Genomic DNA, 15,666 nt, shown 5'->3' on the forward strand with positions numbered 1-15,666 from the left:
AAGAACGAGATCAAGAAGCAGCTCAAGGAAGAACTCAAGGCAAAGCTCGGCAAGTGACAACCGACGACCCCACACCCCCCGGGAACACCTCCCGGAGAGCAACACACACAGCGGACGCCGGAGAGGCCCACAGCCCCTCCGGCATCCGCATGCCGTGCCGAAGTCGCATGCCTGGTCGCAGAGAGTCACGTCGATCACGTGGCTACCCGCCGCACCGCGGCGGGGCGGGAATGCGTCGGCCGCGGCTTCTGTTAGAGCCGTCAGCTGGCATGCGCGAGTCAAACATCGCGCGAGTGTCGCTGAGAGGAGCACCACGTGGCACGCAACACCACGCGCCCCGTCGTCCGGCTGAAGTCGACGGCTGGGACCGGCACCACGTATACGACGCGGAAGAACACCCGGAACAACCCCGACCGGCTCGTCCTGCGGAAGTACGACCCGCTGGCCGGGAGGCACGTCGCCTTCCGGGAGGAACGCTGACGCGTGCCGGACCTCGCCGCGCACGCACGCACGGTACACGTGCACTCGGTACACGCTCATGGGGAAGGAAATCGCATGAAGCCCCGTATCCACCCCGAATCCCGCTCCGTCGTCTTCCGCGACCGTGCAGCCGACGTCGCGTTTCTGACGCGGTCGACCGCGCACGCGTCGAAGACGATCGCGTGGGAGGACGGCAAGACCTACCCGCTGGTCGATGTCGAGATCTCGTCGGCGAGCCACCCGCTGTACACGGGGGCCTCGCGGATCGTGGACACCGAGGGCCGGGTGGAGCGCTTCAACCGTCGCTACGGCCGTTGACCGCGGTCGCACGGCTGAAGTCCAAGCCCGGAGCGCAGGTGGTACGCCGACGGGGCGTGGTCTTCGTCGTCAACAAGAAGAACCCGCGCTTCAAGGCCCGCCAGCGGTGACGGCGGCACGCCGCGGAAGGACACCCTGGGCCCGGTCTCGCACGTGCGGGGGCCGGGCCAGGTCGGGCGAGCACTTCCCTCCGCGATGAGGCGTGGTACACGAAGCGGTCAGGGATACTGGAAATTCCACGTACGCGAAGCTGCTTCGGCCGGATTCCGCGCCCGTCGGGAGCCGGTCTCGCCGTGCGGACGGGCTCCGGATGCCGGGGCGGCCGGTTGGGGACGCACCAGTGCCGATGACTCCGAGGGGAGCCGTTCATGACCACGGCGAAAGACCTGTTCATCATCGCCATGGACCAGCAGCCGAACCAGTCGGTGGGGCAGGGTGACCTGTCGCTCGCACTCGCGGGAGCGGAGCTGATCGATCTCATCGGCCTGGAGGCCGTCGCCTTGGACGGTGACAGCATCGTGCCGGGCGGGCAGCCGACGCTGGATGACCCGCTCTTGGGCGAAGCGTCGTCGGCGCTCGCTCGGCAGGTGCCGTACGAGCGGATCGAGGACTGGCTGTGGCGCCGAGGCCGCGACCTCTCCGCGGCGTATCAGGCTGCCCTTGAGGCGGACGGCCAACTGGCTCGGGGACGGAGCGGCCGGATGCTCTTCGGGGCCGAACGCGTGGAACTGGTCGATTCGCCTGCCCGCCGCGATGCCCTGAGCCGGCGGGAGGCGGACGAGCCCGTGCTTGCCGCCCTCGCGGCGGTCGTGGGGATGCAGAGCGGGGCGTCCGAGGAGGAACTGAGCCTCGACGACGAGGCGGTGACGACCGTGCTGGCCGTCGTCAACGACGCGGTGATGGAATTGGAAGCCGTACGCCAGAGGCGGTCCATCGAGAAGGCTGCGTTCTCCAATGTCTGGCGCGGTCCGTGACAGGTACGTGGGCGCCGTTCCCCCCACGGCCCGTCCGTGGGCTCAACCGCGGCTTCCCCGGTACGCATCGAAGGGGCCGACTCCGGGCGGGGGCTCGCTCCGGGCCCGTAGCCGTCCGCGACGACTCCGGCTGAACCGCCCGCAGCGGGTCCGCACGGCCCGGGTGCCCGCCGCGGCAGGCGGGCACATGCCGGTTGGGGGGATGGCAGGTGGTGTGGACGGGACGTGTTGATGAGAGCGGGCAAGGCGGAAACCGAGTCGCCCGGCCGCCGGCTGTTCTCCGGCCGGGATCGGCGCGGTCATCGCGGCCGCCTCGCCGTCGATGCTCCTGGTCCAGATGGACTGGTTCGCCCTCAACCTGATGTCCGGTGTCCCGGCGGGTGCGAGCGCCCGTCGCGCACGGCCGCGCCGACGTCCGTTGCGAGGGCCGCGGCCGCGGGGGCACTCCGCCTGCGCCGTACGGCGATGCGCTGCCGCTGCGCTGACGGCGGCCGTTCTGGGCCCGCCCTGGAACACCAGAAGCATGCGCGTGAGCAGGTACGAAGAAACGGTGGAAGCGGCTGTTACACGACCCTGAACCCATTCGGCGCAGGAACCAAGGACGCCACCAGGGCAGGGCATTCAGAAGGGGAGACCCCGGTCCCCGGGCGTCCCATGGCACGCTTCGCACGCTCCCGCGGGCAGCGTCAGCACCGGCTTGACTCATGTCCGATACAAGAGAGAGTCACGGATATGTCTGCATTAGGCAACACACGCCGAATGAGTAGCCTTTGATGGTGTTTCGGGACCAGAGTGTGGCTCCTCGGCAGGTCGCCGGGAACTGTTCGGAGCCCACCCGCCTTTCACGAGCCGGGCCGGGCCGCTGTCTGTTGAAGGAGTCATCTTCATGTCTGCTTCTCTCGCCACCCGCCGCGTCGTCGCCGCGCTCCTGGCCACCGGCGCCCTGGTCGGCGCCGCCGCCTTCCCGGCCGCCGCCGACGACCACAGGCGTGACCACCGGGCCCCGACCTCCTCGATCGCCATCGGCGAGGTCCAGTACGAGAGCCCCGGCCGCAGCGACCGCTCCGGCCGCGCCCTGAACAGGGAATGGGTCGAGGTGAAGAACACCGGCCGCCACAGCATCAACCTGCGCGGCTTCACCCTCACCGACCGGCAGGGCAACCGCTACCGCTTCAACGACTTCCGTCTGGAGGGCCGCTCCAGCGTCAAGGTCCACACCGGCCAGGGCCGCGACACCCGCCACGACGTCTACCAGGACCGCCGCGACCGGGTGTGGGACGAGCGCGACACCGCCACCCTCCGCGACCCCCGCGGCAAAATCATCGACACCCAATCCTGGGACGGTCGCGGACACCGCGGACACCACCGCAACGGCTGACTCGGACCGGCTGCCCCTGACGGGCGGCTGACCCTGACGGGCGGCTGACCCGGCCGGCAGCCACGCCCAGGGCACTGTGAACTGCCGGCCTACGACGAACGGCGTGTCGCGGCGATCCCGCCGCGGCACGCCGCTCCGTCCCAGCTGATGTCGAAGCGGTCCTTCAGCTCTTCCGGGAACTTGCGGTACAGCTCGGGCAGTCCGAGGGTCCCCGGCCACCGGGCCCGCCGGGGTTGAAGAACAGCGACCCGGCAGTGCGCTGCCCGGGGCCGGCCGCCCGGTGGCGGATCGCCGCAAGGTCGATCATTCGGCCCGAGGGATCGGCTTGGTCCAGGGGCACCTGCGCCACCGCGCACTCGAAACCTGCCTGTGCCTTCTGCGTGCACGGCCGCCAGCGCAGCACGACGCCGTCGTCGCCGGCTCCCGGGCCGCCTGCCGACGCCGGACCGGCCGCCGGGAGCAGCGCCAGGAGGGCTCCGGCCACCACACCGGCGGCGCTTCGCAACGGCGGCGACATACTGCACATAGGACGCGGTCCAAGAAATCATCTCATGTGGGTGTGGCTCTCCCAGGTAGTACGGACGGGATGCAGCGTATGGGCCCTTGCCGCCGCCAGTGTCGACGTACGCGGTGCTACATCAAGCCCGGTGCCAGGCTTTGACGTCGGCACTCGTAGACTGCGCGGTCATGACACAACGATGGCCCTTCATCCACCACGTCACGTTCATCGCCTCGGACCTCGAGGCGAGCACCCGCTTCTACACTGCCGCGCTCAAGCCTCTCGGTGTTGTCGGGGAAGCGGCTGACGGCGGAGCGGAGTTCTGGGAAGAGGAGTTGGACACTCCTTCCTTCGGTCTGTACCCCGCTGGCGACGCCACGGTGACCCGGGGCGCACACATCGCGTTCACCGCACGCGACCGAGCCTCGGTTGACACCTTCTACGAGGCCGCCCTGGCCGCTGGTGGCACGTCCCGGTACGAACCCCGACTTTGGCCTGAGTACCGCGCCTATTGCGCGTTCGTTGACGACCCGGACGGCAACAACATCGAAGCCGTGTACAAGGAGCAGGCGTAAGTCAGTTGGGTGTGGCCCTCACTCAAGGAGAGCCACACCCAACTGGCAGCGGTGATCTTCGCCGTCGTTTTGACTCTCGTCCTGGCTCTTGGCATCTCTGGTTCAGCGGAGAAGGGCGTGCTGGTGGGGCGCGCTGCTCGGTGTGATGGTCGGGGTGTGGCGTCTCGTGCGGGTGCTGCTTCGGTTCGACGAGCAGGGCCGAATGGGCCGCTGACTACGGGTCTTCTCCTTGGACAGCACATAGGGGTGGTTCGCCGAGCTCACCACGAAGAGGCTCGGGCGAGACGTTCACCCCCAACGTGCGGAGCGCTTGCGGAATTTGATGCGCCGCCGCCCGTGCCGGGTGTTCGAGCCGCGGATCTCGGACGGCTCGGAAAAGCCGTGCCCCCGTCATCCGTATCCATTCCTCGATGATCGCCCACCCGCAGCCACCGCGCCCCGTAGAGATGGTCCGAGACGGTGCCTGCGGCAGGCGTGCAAAACGGTGCGCGTGATGCGGAGGGGCCGGAACCATCCGTTCCGAGGTGGCGGCATCATCATCCGGACTGCCCCTCGTTGCCGGGCGCGTTGCCAGTGTTCTGACCCGAGTCCTGCCCAGTGCCAGGGTTCTGTCCGGAGTCCTGCCCAGGGGGCTGCCCACCCGGCACCTTCTGGGAGTCCTGACCCGGCACCTTCCCGGAGTCCTGGCCCGGCACCTTCCCGGAATCCTGGCCCGGCACCTTCTCATGGTCCTGGCCCGGCACCTTCCCGGAATCCTGGCCCGGCACCTTCTGGGAGTCCTGGCCCGGCACCTTCCCGGAGTCCTGACCCGGCACCTTCTGGGAGTCCTGGCCCGGCACCTTCCCGGAGTCCTGGCCCGGCACCTTCCCAGAATCCTGGCCTGGAACCTTCTCATGGTCCTGACCCGGCACCTTCTGGGAGTCCTGGCCCGGCACCTTCTGGGAGTCCTGGCCCGGCACCTTCCCAGAATCCTGACCCGGCACCTTCCCGGAATCCTGACCCGGCACCTTCTCATGGTCCTGACCCGGCACCTTCCCGGAATCCTGACCCGGCACCTTCTCATGGTCCTGACCCGGCACCTTCCCGGAATCCTGGCCCGGCACCTTCTGGGAGTCCTGGCCCGGCACCTTCCCGGAATCCTGGCCCGGCACCTTCTGGGAGTCCTGGCCCGGCACCTTCCCGGAATCCTGGCCCGGCACCTTCTCATGGTCCTGACCCGGCACCTTCCCAGAGTCCTGGCCTGGCACCTTCCCGGAATCCTGGCCTGGCACCTTCTCATGGTCCTGACCCGGCACCTTCCCGGAATCCTGACCCGGCACCTTCCCAGAATCCTGACCCGGCACCTTCCCAGAATCCTGACCCGGCACCTTCTCATGGTCCTGACCCGGCACCTTCCCAGAATCCTGACCCGGCACCTTCCCATGGTCCTGACCCGGCACCTTCCCGGAATCCTGACCCGGCACCTTCCCGGAATCCTGGCCTGGCACCTTCCCAGAGTCCTGGCCTGGCACCTTCTCATGGTCCTGACCGGGCTCCCTCCCAGGATTCTGCCCCGGCACCTTCCCAGGGATCTGGCCGCGGTCCTTCTCAGGAATCTGCCCCGGCACCTTCCCCTTGTCCCGGTCCTTGTCAGGGAGCCTCTCCACTGACCCAGGATTGGGCGGGGGCAGGACCGGATACGGCGCGTCGGGTGTTTGGCCCTTCGGGGGAGGGATTTCGTGGTCATGCTTGCCCTGCTCGTCGCCGCGCGGGCGCTCGTACCATCCCTTGTGGGCGTGATCGAACATCGTGACGGTCTTCACCGGCTCCTCGGCGGGTTTGACCGCAACGAGGTGGGAAGACGTGAACGACGACCACTCCTTCCCGTGGTACGTCTGCTTGCCCTTGACGGCGACGGGCGGCGCCAGGGGGTTACCGCAAGCGCAACGGACGCGAGGTACGCCGCGGTCGTCGACCAAGACGGGCGTACCGGCCTGCAGGACGGCCTGATAGCTGGTGGGCGCGGCGTTCTTGTACCCGTGATTGGTGACCCGGGTGTCCCAGCCCAGCCGGACGGGCGTCAGCGACCGTAGGTAGGAGGGGATGTCGGGCTGCCGGATGCTCAGCGGGGCAGCGAAGGCCTTCCCCTTGTCCGGATGCAGCGTGAGGAACTTGATCTGCTTCTCGACATCACAGCTCGCGAGGTTCCGCGTGCCCCCGTACAGCCCCGGGTACGCACCATTGACCTCAAGGGTGCGCGCACCGCTCGTGCCGTCTTCCGACTTGGCAGCGACTGCAGGCGTGACCGCGGTGTCCTCGGATTCCGTGGCCGTCGAGGGGGTGAACGGATCGGGGCCGGCCGCTGAAGCTGCCTGGAGGAAGACCTCTCCGCCGGCCGCCTTGTTCCCGCCCATCGCGGTGAAGGCGAGGACCACCGCCGTCGCGATGACCACCGCGGTGCTGGCACTCAGCACGGTTCTGCGCGACCACCACCCGTGAGCTGACCCTCCGCGGCGACGGCCCGGCCCACCCGGCTCGCCACTGACTGTCGGCGGACCAGGAGGCTCGGGCGGCGGCGGAGGCCCGGGCGGCGGAGGCTGCTCATTCGCCGGCGGACCGGACAGCGGACCGGACGGGGGGCCGGTGGGGCGCTCGGACGGAGGAGGCAGGGAACTCACGACACTCTCCCCCCGCCGTAGGACATCGGGAAAGCAATGGTCATTCGCATGTGCTCGCTCCTCATCGCCAGTATGACCTCCGAGTCCCGGAGGCGTGAATAATGAAAATTTCACTCCCGCGAAAAAAGGTGACGAGACGAAGGGACGGGCTCGTCTCTTCACGAGTTGACGCGGGTGGGGCCACCTGCTGTTTGTGAGCCCATGCTTTGAGTAAGCCCCTGACTTCGGGTCGCGTCATGTTCCGACTTTTCGGGGCTTGACGACGCGAGCAGCGTTCCACCGGGCGAGTACGGAAGTGCGGATGGCCTGGCACGTGCAAGGTCAGCTGTAGGGGTCCTGCAGCCGCGCCATGTACTGCGGGCACTGCAGCGGGCTGTCGGCGCTGGCAGCGGAGTGGGGCAGGAAGCCGTCGCCGGCGCCGCCCGGGCACGCCGGAGGGCCGGGCGGAGCAGGCCCCGGAGCCGCCCGCCTTGACTGATCGAGCGGGGCTGGGGGCCGCCGCAGCCGCGGGCCCGGTGGCCACGTCCCTCCCGGTGCCGGTCCAGGCACGGCACGGCGTCACGGTGCACGGCGAGAGCGGCTCGGTGACTGGTCAGGGGGCAGTAGCAGCCGTCAAGGTGCATCGTTGACCAGCGCCAGCGCAGGTGTGGTCGTGCAGCGGACGGAGAGCCGGGCGCGGCGACCGTCGCACCCACCCCGAGCACCACAGGGGCGAGCTTCTGCTTGCCGAGCGAGTCCTTCGACCAGGTACCGCTCGTGGGGCCCGGTCGTGGCCGGGCACAGAGCAGTCGCCGGGGAGGCTGTGGGCCTCTCCGGCGACTGGTGTGTCGAGCAGCTCCCCAGGACGGACTCCCGGGGGCCGTGGTACTGCGGGGCTGTCAGACCTCACTTGGCGAGCTTCGCCTTCAGCTCTTCCTTGAGCTGCACCTTGATGTCCTTCTTGTTCACGGTGCCGCCCTTGCCCGTGCCGTTACCGCCCACGGCGGTGGCGTCGCCCGTGTTGATGGCGTCGGCGCTTGCGCTGCCGCCGGTGGCGTTGCCGGTGGTGATCACACACTTGCCCTTGCAGTTGCCGACGCCGGTGGTCGCGGCGCCACCGGTGGCGGTACCGCCGACCGTGGTGTTCTCGGCGTTGGCGTCGCCGCCGGTGCCGATGCCGTCGGCGCTGTCGTCCTGGTGGAGGTTGACGGCCTGCTGCGGGGCGGCGGCGGGTGCGGCCATGGCGGTCGCCGGCAGTGCGATGCCACCACCGAGCAGCGCCACGGAAGCTCCGGCCAGGACGATGCGACGGGTCCAAAAACGCTCAGACATGGGAATCTCCATTCGGTATCAAAAGGGGGGTCTGTTTCCGCCCCGCGGAAAGGCCGGGGACGATATTCCGGCCTCATGTTCTCCGGGAGTTCCCGGTGAGGGCGTACTTCAAATAAACCCTGTGCGGGGACAAGCGTCACGCCACTCGAACACGTGGCTTGACGCCAAGAATCGATCTTGATAGGGGGGTGCCGCCAGCAGCCGGTGCGGGCCGTGCGACACGGGGCCGCCCTTTGGCCGTACGGTCGCCACGCCCGCGGCGTCACACCCCGGGCCCGGCGGTGCGGCTCGCGGGCCAGTCCTCGCGCCGTCCTCACGGGGATCCCCTGGGAGCATCTGCCCGGGGCGCTGGTGCGGGGCGGGCGCGGCCGACCCCGACGGCGCCCCGACGGGTCCTCGCGGGATCGCGGACACGACCGCACGCCGCAGCACCGGACACGGCTCTGGTCTGGGCACTCAGCGATGGGCCGTCGAGCGTGCCTTCGCTCCTTTCGGAGCGCGCTCATCTGCTCGAGGCGGCTCGCGTCACTGCGTCAGCAGGACGCCCAGCGCGTGAACGCGCTGTACGGGGAGGCGCTGGGCCGTCACCGGCGGCGATCGGCCTGCCGCCGGTGGACAACGTCCGTGACCACGTCTTCACCGACACCCCGTGGCTGGCGGCGGACCCGGTCCTGGGCCCTTGGCAGGACATGACGGATCTCGACCTGGTGCAGACCGGGGCACGGATCCTGCCGGACGAACGCCCGCTCCCGGACGAGCTGGAGGCGTTCCTGGACGCCGGCGCGCCGCCCGTGTACGAGGGCTTCGCCAGCATGGCCATGCGCGCCTCGACGGACCTCGCCCGGGTGGCCATCGAGGCGATCCGCGCGCAGGGCCGCCGCGTCCTCCTCGCCCGCGGCTGGGCCGACCTGGCCCTGATCGACGACCGGGACGACTGCTTCGTCTCGGCGAAGTGAACCAGCAGGCGCTGTTCGGCCGGGTGGCCGCCGTCGTTCACCACGGCGGCGCCGGCACCACGACGACGGCCGCCCGGGCCGGAGCGCCTCAGGTGGTGGTACCCCAGATCGTGGATCAGCCGTACTGGGCCGCCCGGGTGGCCGACCTGGGCATCGGCGCGGCACACGACGGTCCGAGCCCGACCTACGACTCCCTGTCAGCCGCGCTCAAAACGGCCCTGACCCCCGAGACCCGAGCACGGGCGAGGGCCGTGGCCGGCACAATCCGCACCGTGGGGGCGACGGTGGCCGCGAAATCGCTACTCGACGCGGCCGGCCGGGAAAGGCGGCCCGGGTCCGCGTGAACCACCCGGAAGCGTCGGGCCAGGAACCGGCAGGCGACAGCACCGGCTTCCAGGAGCACGGTGCAAGGGGTATCAGACCCGGAGCGGCTGCGGCCGCCGGTTGCCCGTCGTAGGTGTCAGCGCAGTGCGACCTCGCCTGCGCGCACGACACGCATCACGCGCTCGACCGTCTCCTCCTGCTCGCCGACCGGAGCCGCGTAGCCGATCGCGCCGCGTGCGGCGTCCTCCCCCAGCGTCCGGGAGATGACCCACGCGGCGAGATACTGCGACGCCAGGCAGCCTCCCGCAGAGGCGATGTTCCCCTCGGCGTGGAACGGCGAATCCAGCACCGTGACGCCGCAGGCCTCGACGTACGGTCGACTCGTCATGTCCGCGCAAGCCGGCATCCCGCCCAGCAACCCGAGCCGCGCGAGCACCAGCGCACCGGAGCACTGCGAACCGATCAGCTGCCGCGACGGGTCGAGCGGCAGCATGGCAAGCAGCCGGTCATCGGCGACCACATCGCGCGTCTTCACCCCGCTGCCGATCAGCACGACGTCGGCCTCGGTGACGAACTCCATCGGACGCTGCCCGGTCATCTCGACTCCGTTCATCGACGTGACCACCGGCGCTGGTGTCGTGATGAAGGCTTCCAGGCCGTCTTTGCGGCACCGGTTGATCAGCGCCGAGGCGATGAAGCTGTCGAGCTCGTTGAACCCGTCGAAAGTGACCACGGCTACCTGCATCGCAACTCCCTGAGTACTGAGTACGGCGTCCGGGGATCCAGTCTCGGAGGTGCGACGAAGCCGGGTCACGGGCCAATCCGAGGCCGGTGGCACGCCTGCTGCCGCTCTCGCACTCTCGAGCCCAGAGCACCTCTCGCGCGGGGAAGTCACCTCATGCACCCAACGGATCAGGCTGGCCTCGGTGCCCGATCCGCCTCGCGCGGTCGCGAGCGCGGACCGCAAGGCGTCCGCTCAGAGCCTCCGCTGTCGATCGCGGCCCTGGCCGGGTCGGGCGCCGGGGCGCAGTGCTCGCCCTGCGGGCTCCCTGACACCGCCGCCGGGGAGCCGGGCACAATCGAAACGTTTCTGCTGGAGGGACCGCCCGGCGGGGTCGGGGGGATTTCCGCGTTTGTCGACCCCGGGGTCCTGCTACTGCTACCTCAGCCCGATCTCTTCGCACGCGGCCTTGAGCTTGTCGGTGCAGATCTCGTCGACCGTGTAGACGCCGTCATCGATCACGGTGGACCTCACATTGCTCCTGGTCAGCGCGACGCCCGGGACGAGGACCGATGGCACGTCCTTGGTGGTCGGGCTGCTGACGATCTGGTTGATGATTCCGTCGATCTTCTCGCCCGTGGCGAGGGCGACGGCCATCTCCGCGGCCGCTGCGGCCTCGGGCGCGTACCGCTTGTAGACGGTCATGAACTGCTCGCCCGCGACGATCCGCTGCACACCGGCCAGTTCGGCGTCCTGACCCGTGACCGGGGGCAGGGTCGAGACTCCGGCCGCTTTGAGGGCGGTGATGATGCCGCCCGCCATTCCGTCGTTGGCGGAGTAGACGCCGATGATCTTTCCCTTGCCGAGCGCCGAGAGAGCGGCCGCCATGTTCGTATTGGCGTTCTCCGGCTTCCAGTCGACGGTGTCGTACTCCTTGCCGATATTCACCTTGCCGTCGAGGACCGAGTGCACGCCGGACTTGAAGAGTTTGGCGTTCGGGTCGGTGACCGAGCCGTTCATCATGACGATTTGGCCGTCCTTGGCCTTTTCGCCCAGCGCCTCCAGCAGCGCCTTGCCCTGGACCTTTCCGACGTCTTCGTTGTCGAAGGAGGTGTAGGCGTCGATCGGGCCCTCGGCGAGGCGGTCGTAGGCGATGACCGGGATGCCCTTGTCCTTGGCCTTCTTGACTGCGCCGGCGATGGCCTTGGCATCCACCGCGTCGATGATGAGGACGTTCACCTTCTTGTCGATCATCGCGTCGACCTGGGAGCTCTGGGTGGCCGCGTCCTGCTTGGCGTTGGCGTAGACCACTTCGCCCTTGCCGCGCGTGAACTTGGCGACCTCCTTCTCGATCAGCGGCTTGTCGAACTTCTCGTAGCGCGCGGTCTGGCTCTCCGGAAGCAGGAGACCGACCTTGACCGCGTCACCCTTCGCGGAGCCCCCCGGTCTCGCGCCGGCCTCCGTACTGCCGCAGGCGCTGAGCGAGACGGTGATCGCGGAAGCGGCGGCAACGGCGGCGGCGGCTCGACCCAGATGCGTGTTCACGATGTAAACCTCCCTGACGAGGCCGTTTTCGTCCGGCCGAGGTAGACGCAGTCAACTCGGCGCCGACACTGTCGTCAAGAAGTGAATTATTAACGAGATGGCAACGTTGCCATCACGCTCCGCATCCGCACAATCCAGTCATTAGCATGCCTTTCCAGCATGATTAGGCTGGCGAGAGCAGTTCAACTTATGAAGAGAAAAGGAGCCGAAGTCGGCGGCGCCTTGGTGGACCCGGACGATCGGGGGGGCGACTGCGACAACACGGTCAAGCTTCGGCCTTGGCATCGGCCTGGGCGAGCAGCAGCGTCAAACCCCGCTCTCCTCCCGCTCCCAGGTACGGTCTTTCGCCGCAACCGCCTGTCGTGGCGTAACGGAACGTGCCACTCTGGAGACGCCTTGCCGTCGGCCGATGCAGCTTGGAGGGGATCTCGTGATGTACGCGCACCAGAAGCGGGTTTGGCCGGTGACACCCACGCGGCGCCGATTGGCGACGGTCGCAGCGGCCCTCGCCGCAGCCTGTGCTTCGGCGTTGGCGACCGCAGCACCGGCGAGCGCCGAGGTCAAGGCCACGTGCGGGACCTACATCTGCGTGGCCACCGCCTATCAGGGGCGCGACTACGTCCAGGACATCACCGTCACGACCAGGGACGGACTGCCGGGGACGCTGCGGGCCTTCGTCGGCGACTACCGGCAGAGCAAGGCCGGCGTGTCGCGGGCCCGGTTCATCGTCAACCGCGAGATCAGGGCGTACCCGCGGTTGGCCGTCTGCGGTGGCCTGGATCGCAGTGGCAGGGTGATCGAGAACCACTGCGTGATGATCCCCTGACCGGTCTCGCTCGTTCGGGGCTCAGGGGTCACGGGGCGCGCGCGAAACCGGCCCTCTGTGTCTGCAGCGGCATGGCCGCCGGGTCAGGTGTCCGGCTTCGGGTTCGACGAGGTCGCCGCGGGGGCGGCGTGGAAGTGGCGTCGCCGCACGAGGTCAACGGCCAGCCGGGCGCGGTCTTCCGCGACCGGGACGGCAAGGTGCTCCGCGCCATGGCGCTCGAGGTGCTCGAGGTGCTCGACGGGCAGATCCAGACGATCCGCTCGGTGGTCAACCCCGGCGCGCGCGGCGGCGCGTGAGGTACGGCGCTGAGGGCCGGCTTGTACGGCCTGGCCCTCAGCGCGTGCGTCGAGTGTCGCGGCGGACGGACCTCGACCCCGCAGCGGCCGTTCTCTGCCGGCCGGCGGTGACGCTCGGCCGCGGCGAAGGATGGCGCGGCGGGTCCGAGGCCGTGCGTCACGCCTCCGCGACGGCTTCCAGCGGGCTCAGGGCAGCTGCCCGGCGGGCCGGGACGGCTGCTGCGATCGCGCCGATCGTGAGGGACACCAGGCACACGAGGAGAAGCGTCCCCCAGGGCAGCGCCAGGGAGTACTGCGCCATTGCGCCGTTGGCCAGCGCGCCGACCGTCCAGGCTCCGAACAGCCCGCCTGCCAGGCCCAGGAGTGTGCCGAAGGCGGCGACGGTCACCGACTCCAGGCGGATCATCCGCCGGATGCCGGCGCGGTCCATGCCGATGGCGCGCAGGACGCCGATCTCGCGGGTACGTTCCGAGACCGACATGGCCAGGGTGTTGACGATGCCGAGCAGGGAAATCACGGTGCCGATGGCGAGCAGCCCGTACATCAGGGTCAGCAGGTCGCCCAGGGAGCCGGCCGCCTCCCGGACGAGTTCCTTCCGGTTGTTCACCTGTACCAGCGGGCTGTTGCCCACGGCGGTGCGCAGCCGGTTCTCGGTGGTCTGGGAGACCGCGCCGCCGTCGGTGCGGACGAGGATCCGCTGGACGGAGCCGGGCTTGAAACTGTTCTGCTGTACCTCGGTGCGGTCGCCCAGCACGTCCCGGGCGGTGGGGTTGTCCTGGTAGACGCCGACGACGGTGTACTGCCTGGGCTCCTGGTTGCGGCCGATGCGGGCGTCGAGCCGACTGCCCGTACTCAGGTGCTGTGCGCGGGCGAGGGTGCTGGAGACGGCGATCCGGCCCGGTCCGAGGTCGTCGAGGGAGCCGCTGACGAAGTCGAACTCCATGACGTCGTTCACCGTGCGAGGATCGACGCCGGAGATGTCCCGGACACCGCCGCCGACGGTGAACACCACGGAGTCCGCGACGGCCGCCGCCGTCTTCACCCCGGGGGTGCCGGCCACCCGCTTTTCGGCGGCCGGGTCGATGGAGGTCATGGTGGTGCGGCTGCTGATCACGTAGTCGGCGCCGAGGCCGGCCGCGGCCTGACGGTCGAGCGCTTGCCCGGTCGAGTTGCCGATGACGGCGAGCCCCGCGACCAGTGCCGTGCTGATCATCAGGGCGGAGGCGGTGGCCGCGGTGCGCCGCGGGTCACGCAGCGCGTTCTCGCGTGCGAGATGACCGGTGATCCCGAAGCGGCCGGTCAGCCGTCCGCTCAGCCGGATCACGGGGGCGGCGAGCAGTGGCGCCAGGACGATCATGGCGACGACGAGGAGGGCGCAGCCGAACATCGCGTTCTGCAGGTTCTCCACCGAGGCGTCCTTCGCCCCCGTGAGCGACACCAGCAGCCCGGCGCCGAGGGCGAGCAGGACCAGTCCCGCCACGCCGCGGACCCGGGACGCGGTGGCGGTGGGCGGCTGCTCGGACGCGCGCAGCGCCTCGATGGGCGCGACCTTCGCCGCCTTGCGGGACGGCAGCCACGCGGCGAGCACCGTGACGCCCACGCCCACGCCGAGCGCTGCCACGACGGGGCGCGGACCGATCACCAGCGGGCCGCGGGGCAGTTGGTCCTGTGAGGTGCTCAGGATGTCGGGCAGTACGGAGGCGATCCCGAGGCCGAGCAGGAAGCCGGCCGCCGACGCGGCGAGGCCGAGCAGGACGGCCTCCCACAGGAGGGAGCGGACCACCTGGCGGCGCGAGGAACCGATGGCCCGCAGCAGTGCGATCTCACGGGTACGCCGGGATACGAGCATGGTGAAGGTGTTGACGATGAGGAACGAGCCGATGAACAGCGAGACCCCGGCGAAGATCATCGGCATCTTCCGGTGGCCCCGGGTCAGCGTGTCGAGGTAGGTGGCCTGCTGGGTGGCTTGGGCGGCGCCGCTGGTCGCCTCCGCCCGCTCGGCCGGGAGAACGGCGGTGACCCGCTCGGACAGCTTGAACTGGTCGGTGCCGGGCGTGGCTGACAGATCGATCGAGGTGTAGAGGCCCGGGGAGGCGAACAGCTGCTGGGCGGTCGCCTTGTCGAACAGGGCGAGGGTGCCGCCCGCGGTCACCCGTGTGTCCTGGGTGGTGACGATGCCGACGAGGCGCTTCGTCATGACCGGGCCGTCGGTGGCCAGCGTGACCTCGTCGCCGACACTGAACTTGCCTGCGGCGGCAGTGCCGCTGTCCACGGCGAGTTCATCGCCGTTCCGGGGGGCGTGGCCCTTGACCAGCGGAAAGCGACTGTCCTTGCCGTCCGCGCCCGGCACGTAGGCTGCGGCCAGGTTCGCCCACGCCTTGCCGGCCCGCAGCGGAGTGGCGTCCGCGGCGTTCAGGGTTGCCGAGCCGTCGACCGATGGCCGTACGGCGGCGACACCGGGCACATCGGTCAGTTTCCGTACGAGCGCGTCGTCGAGCACGGTGGCGGGCTGGTCCGCGGCGGACCCGGCCGGGGAGTCCTTCGGGGTCACGGTGACCGCGATGTCCGCGTAGTTCTTCGACGCGGCGGCGCGGTAGGCCGCGGCGGAGGAATCCGCGAAGACGAGGGTGCCGCAGACGAACGCGACACCCAGGCAGACCGCGAGCACGGTCATGACCAGACGGGCTTTGTGCGCCAGGACGTTGCGAAGGGCTGTTCTCAGCATGGGTGGCTTTCGGGGACGTGGGGGAACAGGGAGGTGCGCCGCAGGTGCCGGGGGCCCGGGAGGCGGGCCCGGCGGATGCGA

The 15,666-nt window shown here is 69.6% G+C and carries 13 protein-coding genes and 2 pseudogenes; 10 read left to right on the plus strand and 5 right to left on the minus strand.

Annotated features, from left to right (window positions below):
• The first annotated feature begins 315 nt into the window (after positions 1-315).
• The 6 genes from rpmG (at position 316) to AB0I68_RS22245 (ending at position 4,224) form a co-directional block, all read left to right on the plus strand.
• Complete coding sequence (rpmG, locus tag AB0I68_RS22220) at positions 316-480, plus strand: 50S ribosomal protein L33 (RefSeq protein WP_363179071.1); 165 nt, start codon at positions 316-318, stop codon at positions 478-480.
• Positions 481-555: 75 nt separating this feature from the next.
• A complete protein-coding gene (locus AB0I68_RS22225) occupies positions 556-798 on the plus strand; it encodes a type B 50S ribosomal protein L31 (RefSeq protein ID WP_363179072.1) in 243 nt (80 codons plus the stop codon).
• Complete coding sequence (locus tag AB0I68_RS22230; protein ID WP_363179073.1) at positions 795-908, plus strand: 50S ribosomal protein L36; 114 nt, start codon at positions 795-797, stop codon at positions 906-908. The genes AB0I68_RS22225 and AB0I68_RS22230 overlap by 4 nt, the downstream gene beginning before the upstream one ends.
• 258 nt (positions 909-1,166) lie before the next feature.
• Complete coding sequence (locus tag AB0I68_RS22235) at positions 1,167-1,772, plus strand: GPP34 family phosphoprotein (protein ID WP_363179074.1); 606 nt, start codon at positions 1,167-1,169, stop codon at positions 1,770-1,772.
• 886 nt (positions 1,773-2,658) lie between these two features.
• Positions 2,659-3,150 carry a lamin tail domain-containing protein gene (locus AB0I68_RS22240; RefSeq protein ID WP_363179075.1) on the plus strand — a complete coding sequence of 164 codons (492 nt, stop codon included), beginning with the start codon at positions 2,659-2,661 and terminating at the stop codon, positions 3,148-3,150.
• 687 nt (positions 3,151-3,837) lie between these two features.
• Positions 3,838-4,224, plus strand: coding sequence for a VOC family protein (locus tag AB0I68_RS22245; RefSeq protein ID WP_363179076.1), 387 nt, complete (start codon positions 3,838-3,840; stop codon positions 4,222-4,224).
• A 536-nt stretch (positions 4,225-4,760) separates the two neighbouring features.
• On the opposite strand, the gene AB0I68_RS22250 is transcribed toward AB0I68_RS22245, so the two are convergent.
• Complete coding sequence (locus AB0I68_RS22250; protein WP_363179077.1) at positions 4,761-6,677, minus strand: DUF6777 domain-containing protein; 1,917 nt, start codon at positions 6,675-6,677, stop codon at positions 4,761-4,763.
• A gap of 1,089 nt (positions 6,678-7,766) precedes the next feature.
• On the minus strand, positions 7,767-8,192 hold the full coding sequence (locus AB0I68_RS22255) for a hypothetical protein (RefSeq protein ID WP_363179078.1): 426 nt from the start codon (positions 8,190-8,192) through the stop codon (positions 7,767-7,769).
• A 345-nt stretch (positions 8,193-8,537) separates the two neighbouring features.
• Here AB0I68_RS22255 and AB0I68_RS22260 point away from each other — a divergent pair.
• Together AB0I68_RS22260 and AB0I68_RS22265 are read left to right on the plus strand one after the other, a co-directional pair.
• Positions 8,538-8,679 (plus strand): annotated as a pseudogene (locus AB0I68_RS22260) (IS5/IS1182 family transposase); the annotation flags it as partial.
• 53 nt (positions 8,680-8,732) lie between these two features.
• A pseudogene (locus AB0I68_RS22265) lies at positions 8,733-9,492 on the plus strand (glycosyltransferase); the annotation flags it as partial.
• Between the two features lie 116 nt (positions 9,493-9,608).
• On the opposite strand, the gene AB0I68_RS22270 reads toward AB0I68_RS22265, so the two are convergent.
• Positions 9,609-10,217, minus strand: coding sequence for a DJ-1/PfpI family protein (locus AB0I68_RS22270; protein WP_363179079.1), 609 nt, complete (start codon positions 10,215-10,217; stop codon positions 9,609-9,611).
• 414 nt (positions 10,218-10,631) lie between these two features.
• Positions 10,632-11,738, minus strand: a complete 1,107-nt coding sequence (locus tag AB0I68_RS22275; RefSeq protein ID WP_363179080.1) for a substrate-binding domain-containing protein — start codon at positions 11,736-11,738, stop codon at positions 10,632-10,634.
• 529 nt (positions 11,739-12,267) lie between these two features.
• Here AB0I68_RS22275 and AB0I68_RS22280 point away from each other — a divergent pair.
• Together AB0I68_RS22280 and AB0I68_RS22285 are read left to right on the plus strand one after the other, a co-directional pair.
• Positions 12,268-12,564: a hypothetical protein gene (locus AB0I68_RS22280; RefSeq protein ID WP_363179081.1), complete on the plus strand. Its 297-nt coding sequence runs from the start codon at positions 12,268-12,270 to the stop codon at positions 12,562-12,564.
• A 128-nt stretch (positions 12,565-12,692) separates the two neighbouring features.
• Positions 12,693-12,860, plus strand: coding sequence for a hypothetical protein (locus tag AB0I68_RS22285; RefSeq protein WP_363179206.1), 168 nt, complete (start codon positions 12,693-12,695; stop codon positions 12,858-12,860).
• Positions 12,861-13,017: 157 nt separating this feature from the next.
• On the opposite strand, the gene AB0I68_RS22290 is transcribed toward AB0I68_RS22285, so the two are convergent.
• The gene (locus AB0I68_RS22290) at positions 13,018-15,585 is read right to left on the minus strand and encodes an FtsX-like permease family protein (RefSeq protein WP_363179082.1); all 2,568 of its coding nucleotides are present in this window, start codon (positions 15,583-15,585) and stop codon (positions 13,018-13,020) included.
• Between the last annotated feature and the right edge of the window lie 81 nt (positions 15,586-15,666).

Source organism: Streptomyces sp. NPDC050448, from assembly GCF_040655295.1.
Classification (GTDB): domain Bacteria; phylum Actinomycetota; class Actinomycetes; order Streptomycetales; family Streptomycetaceae; genus Streptomyces.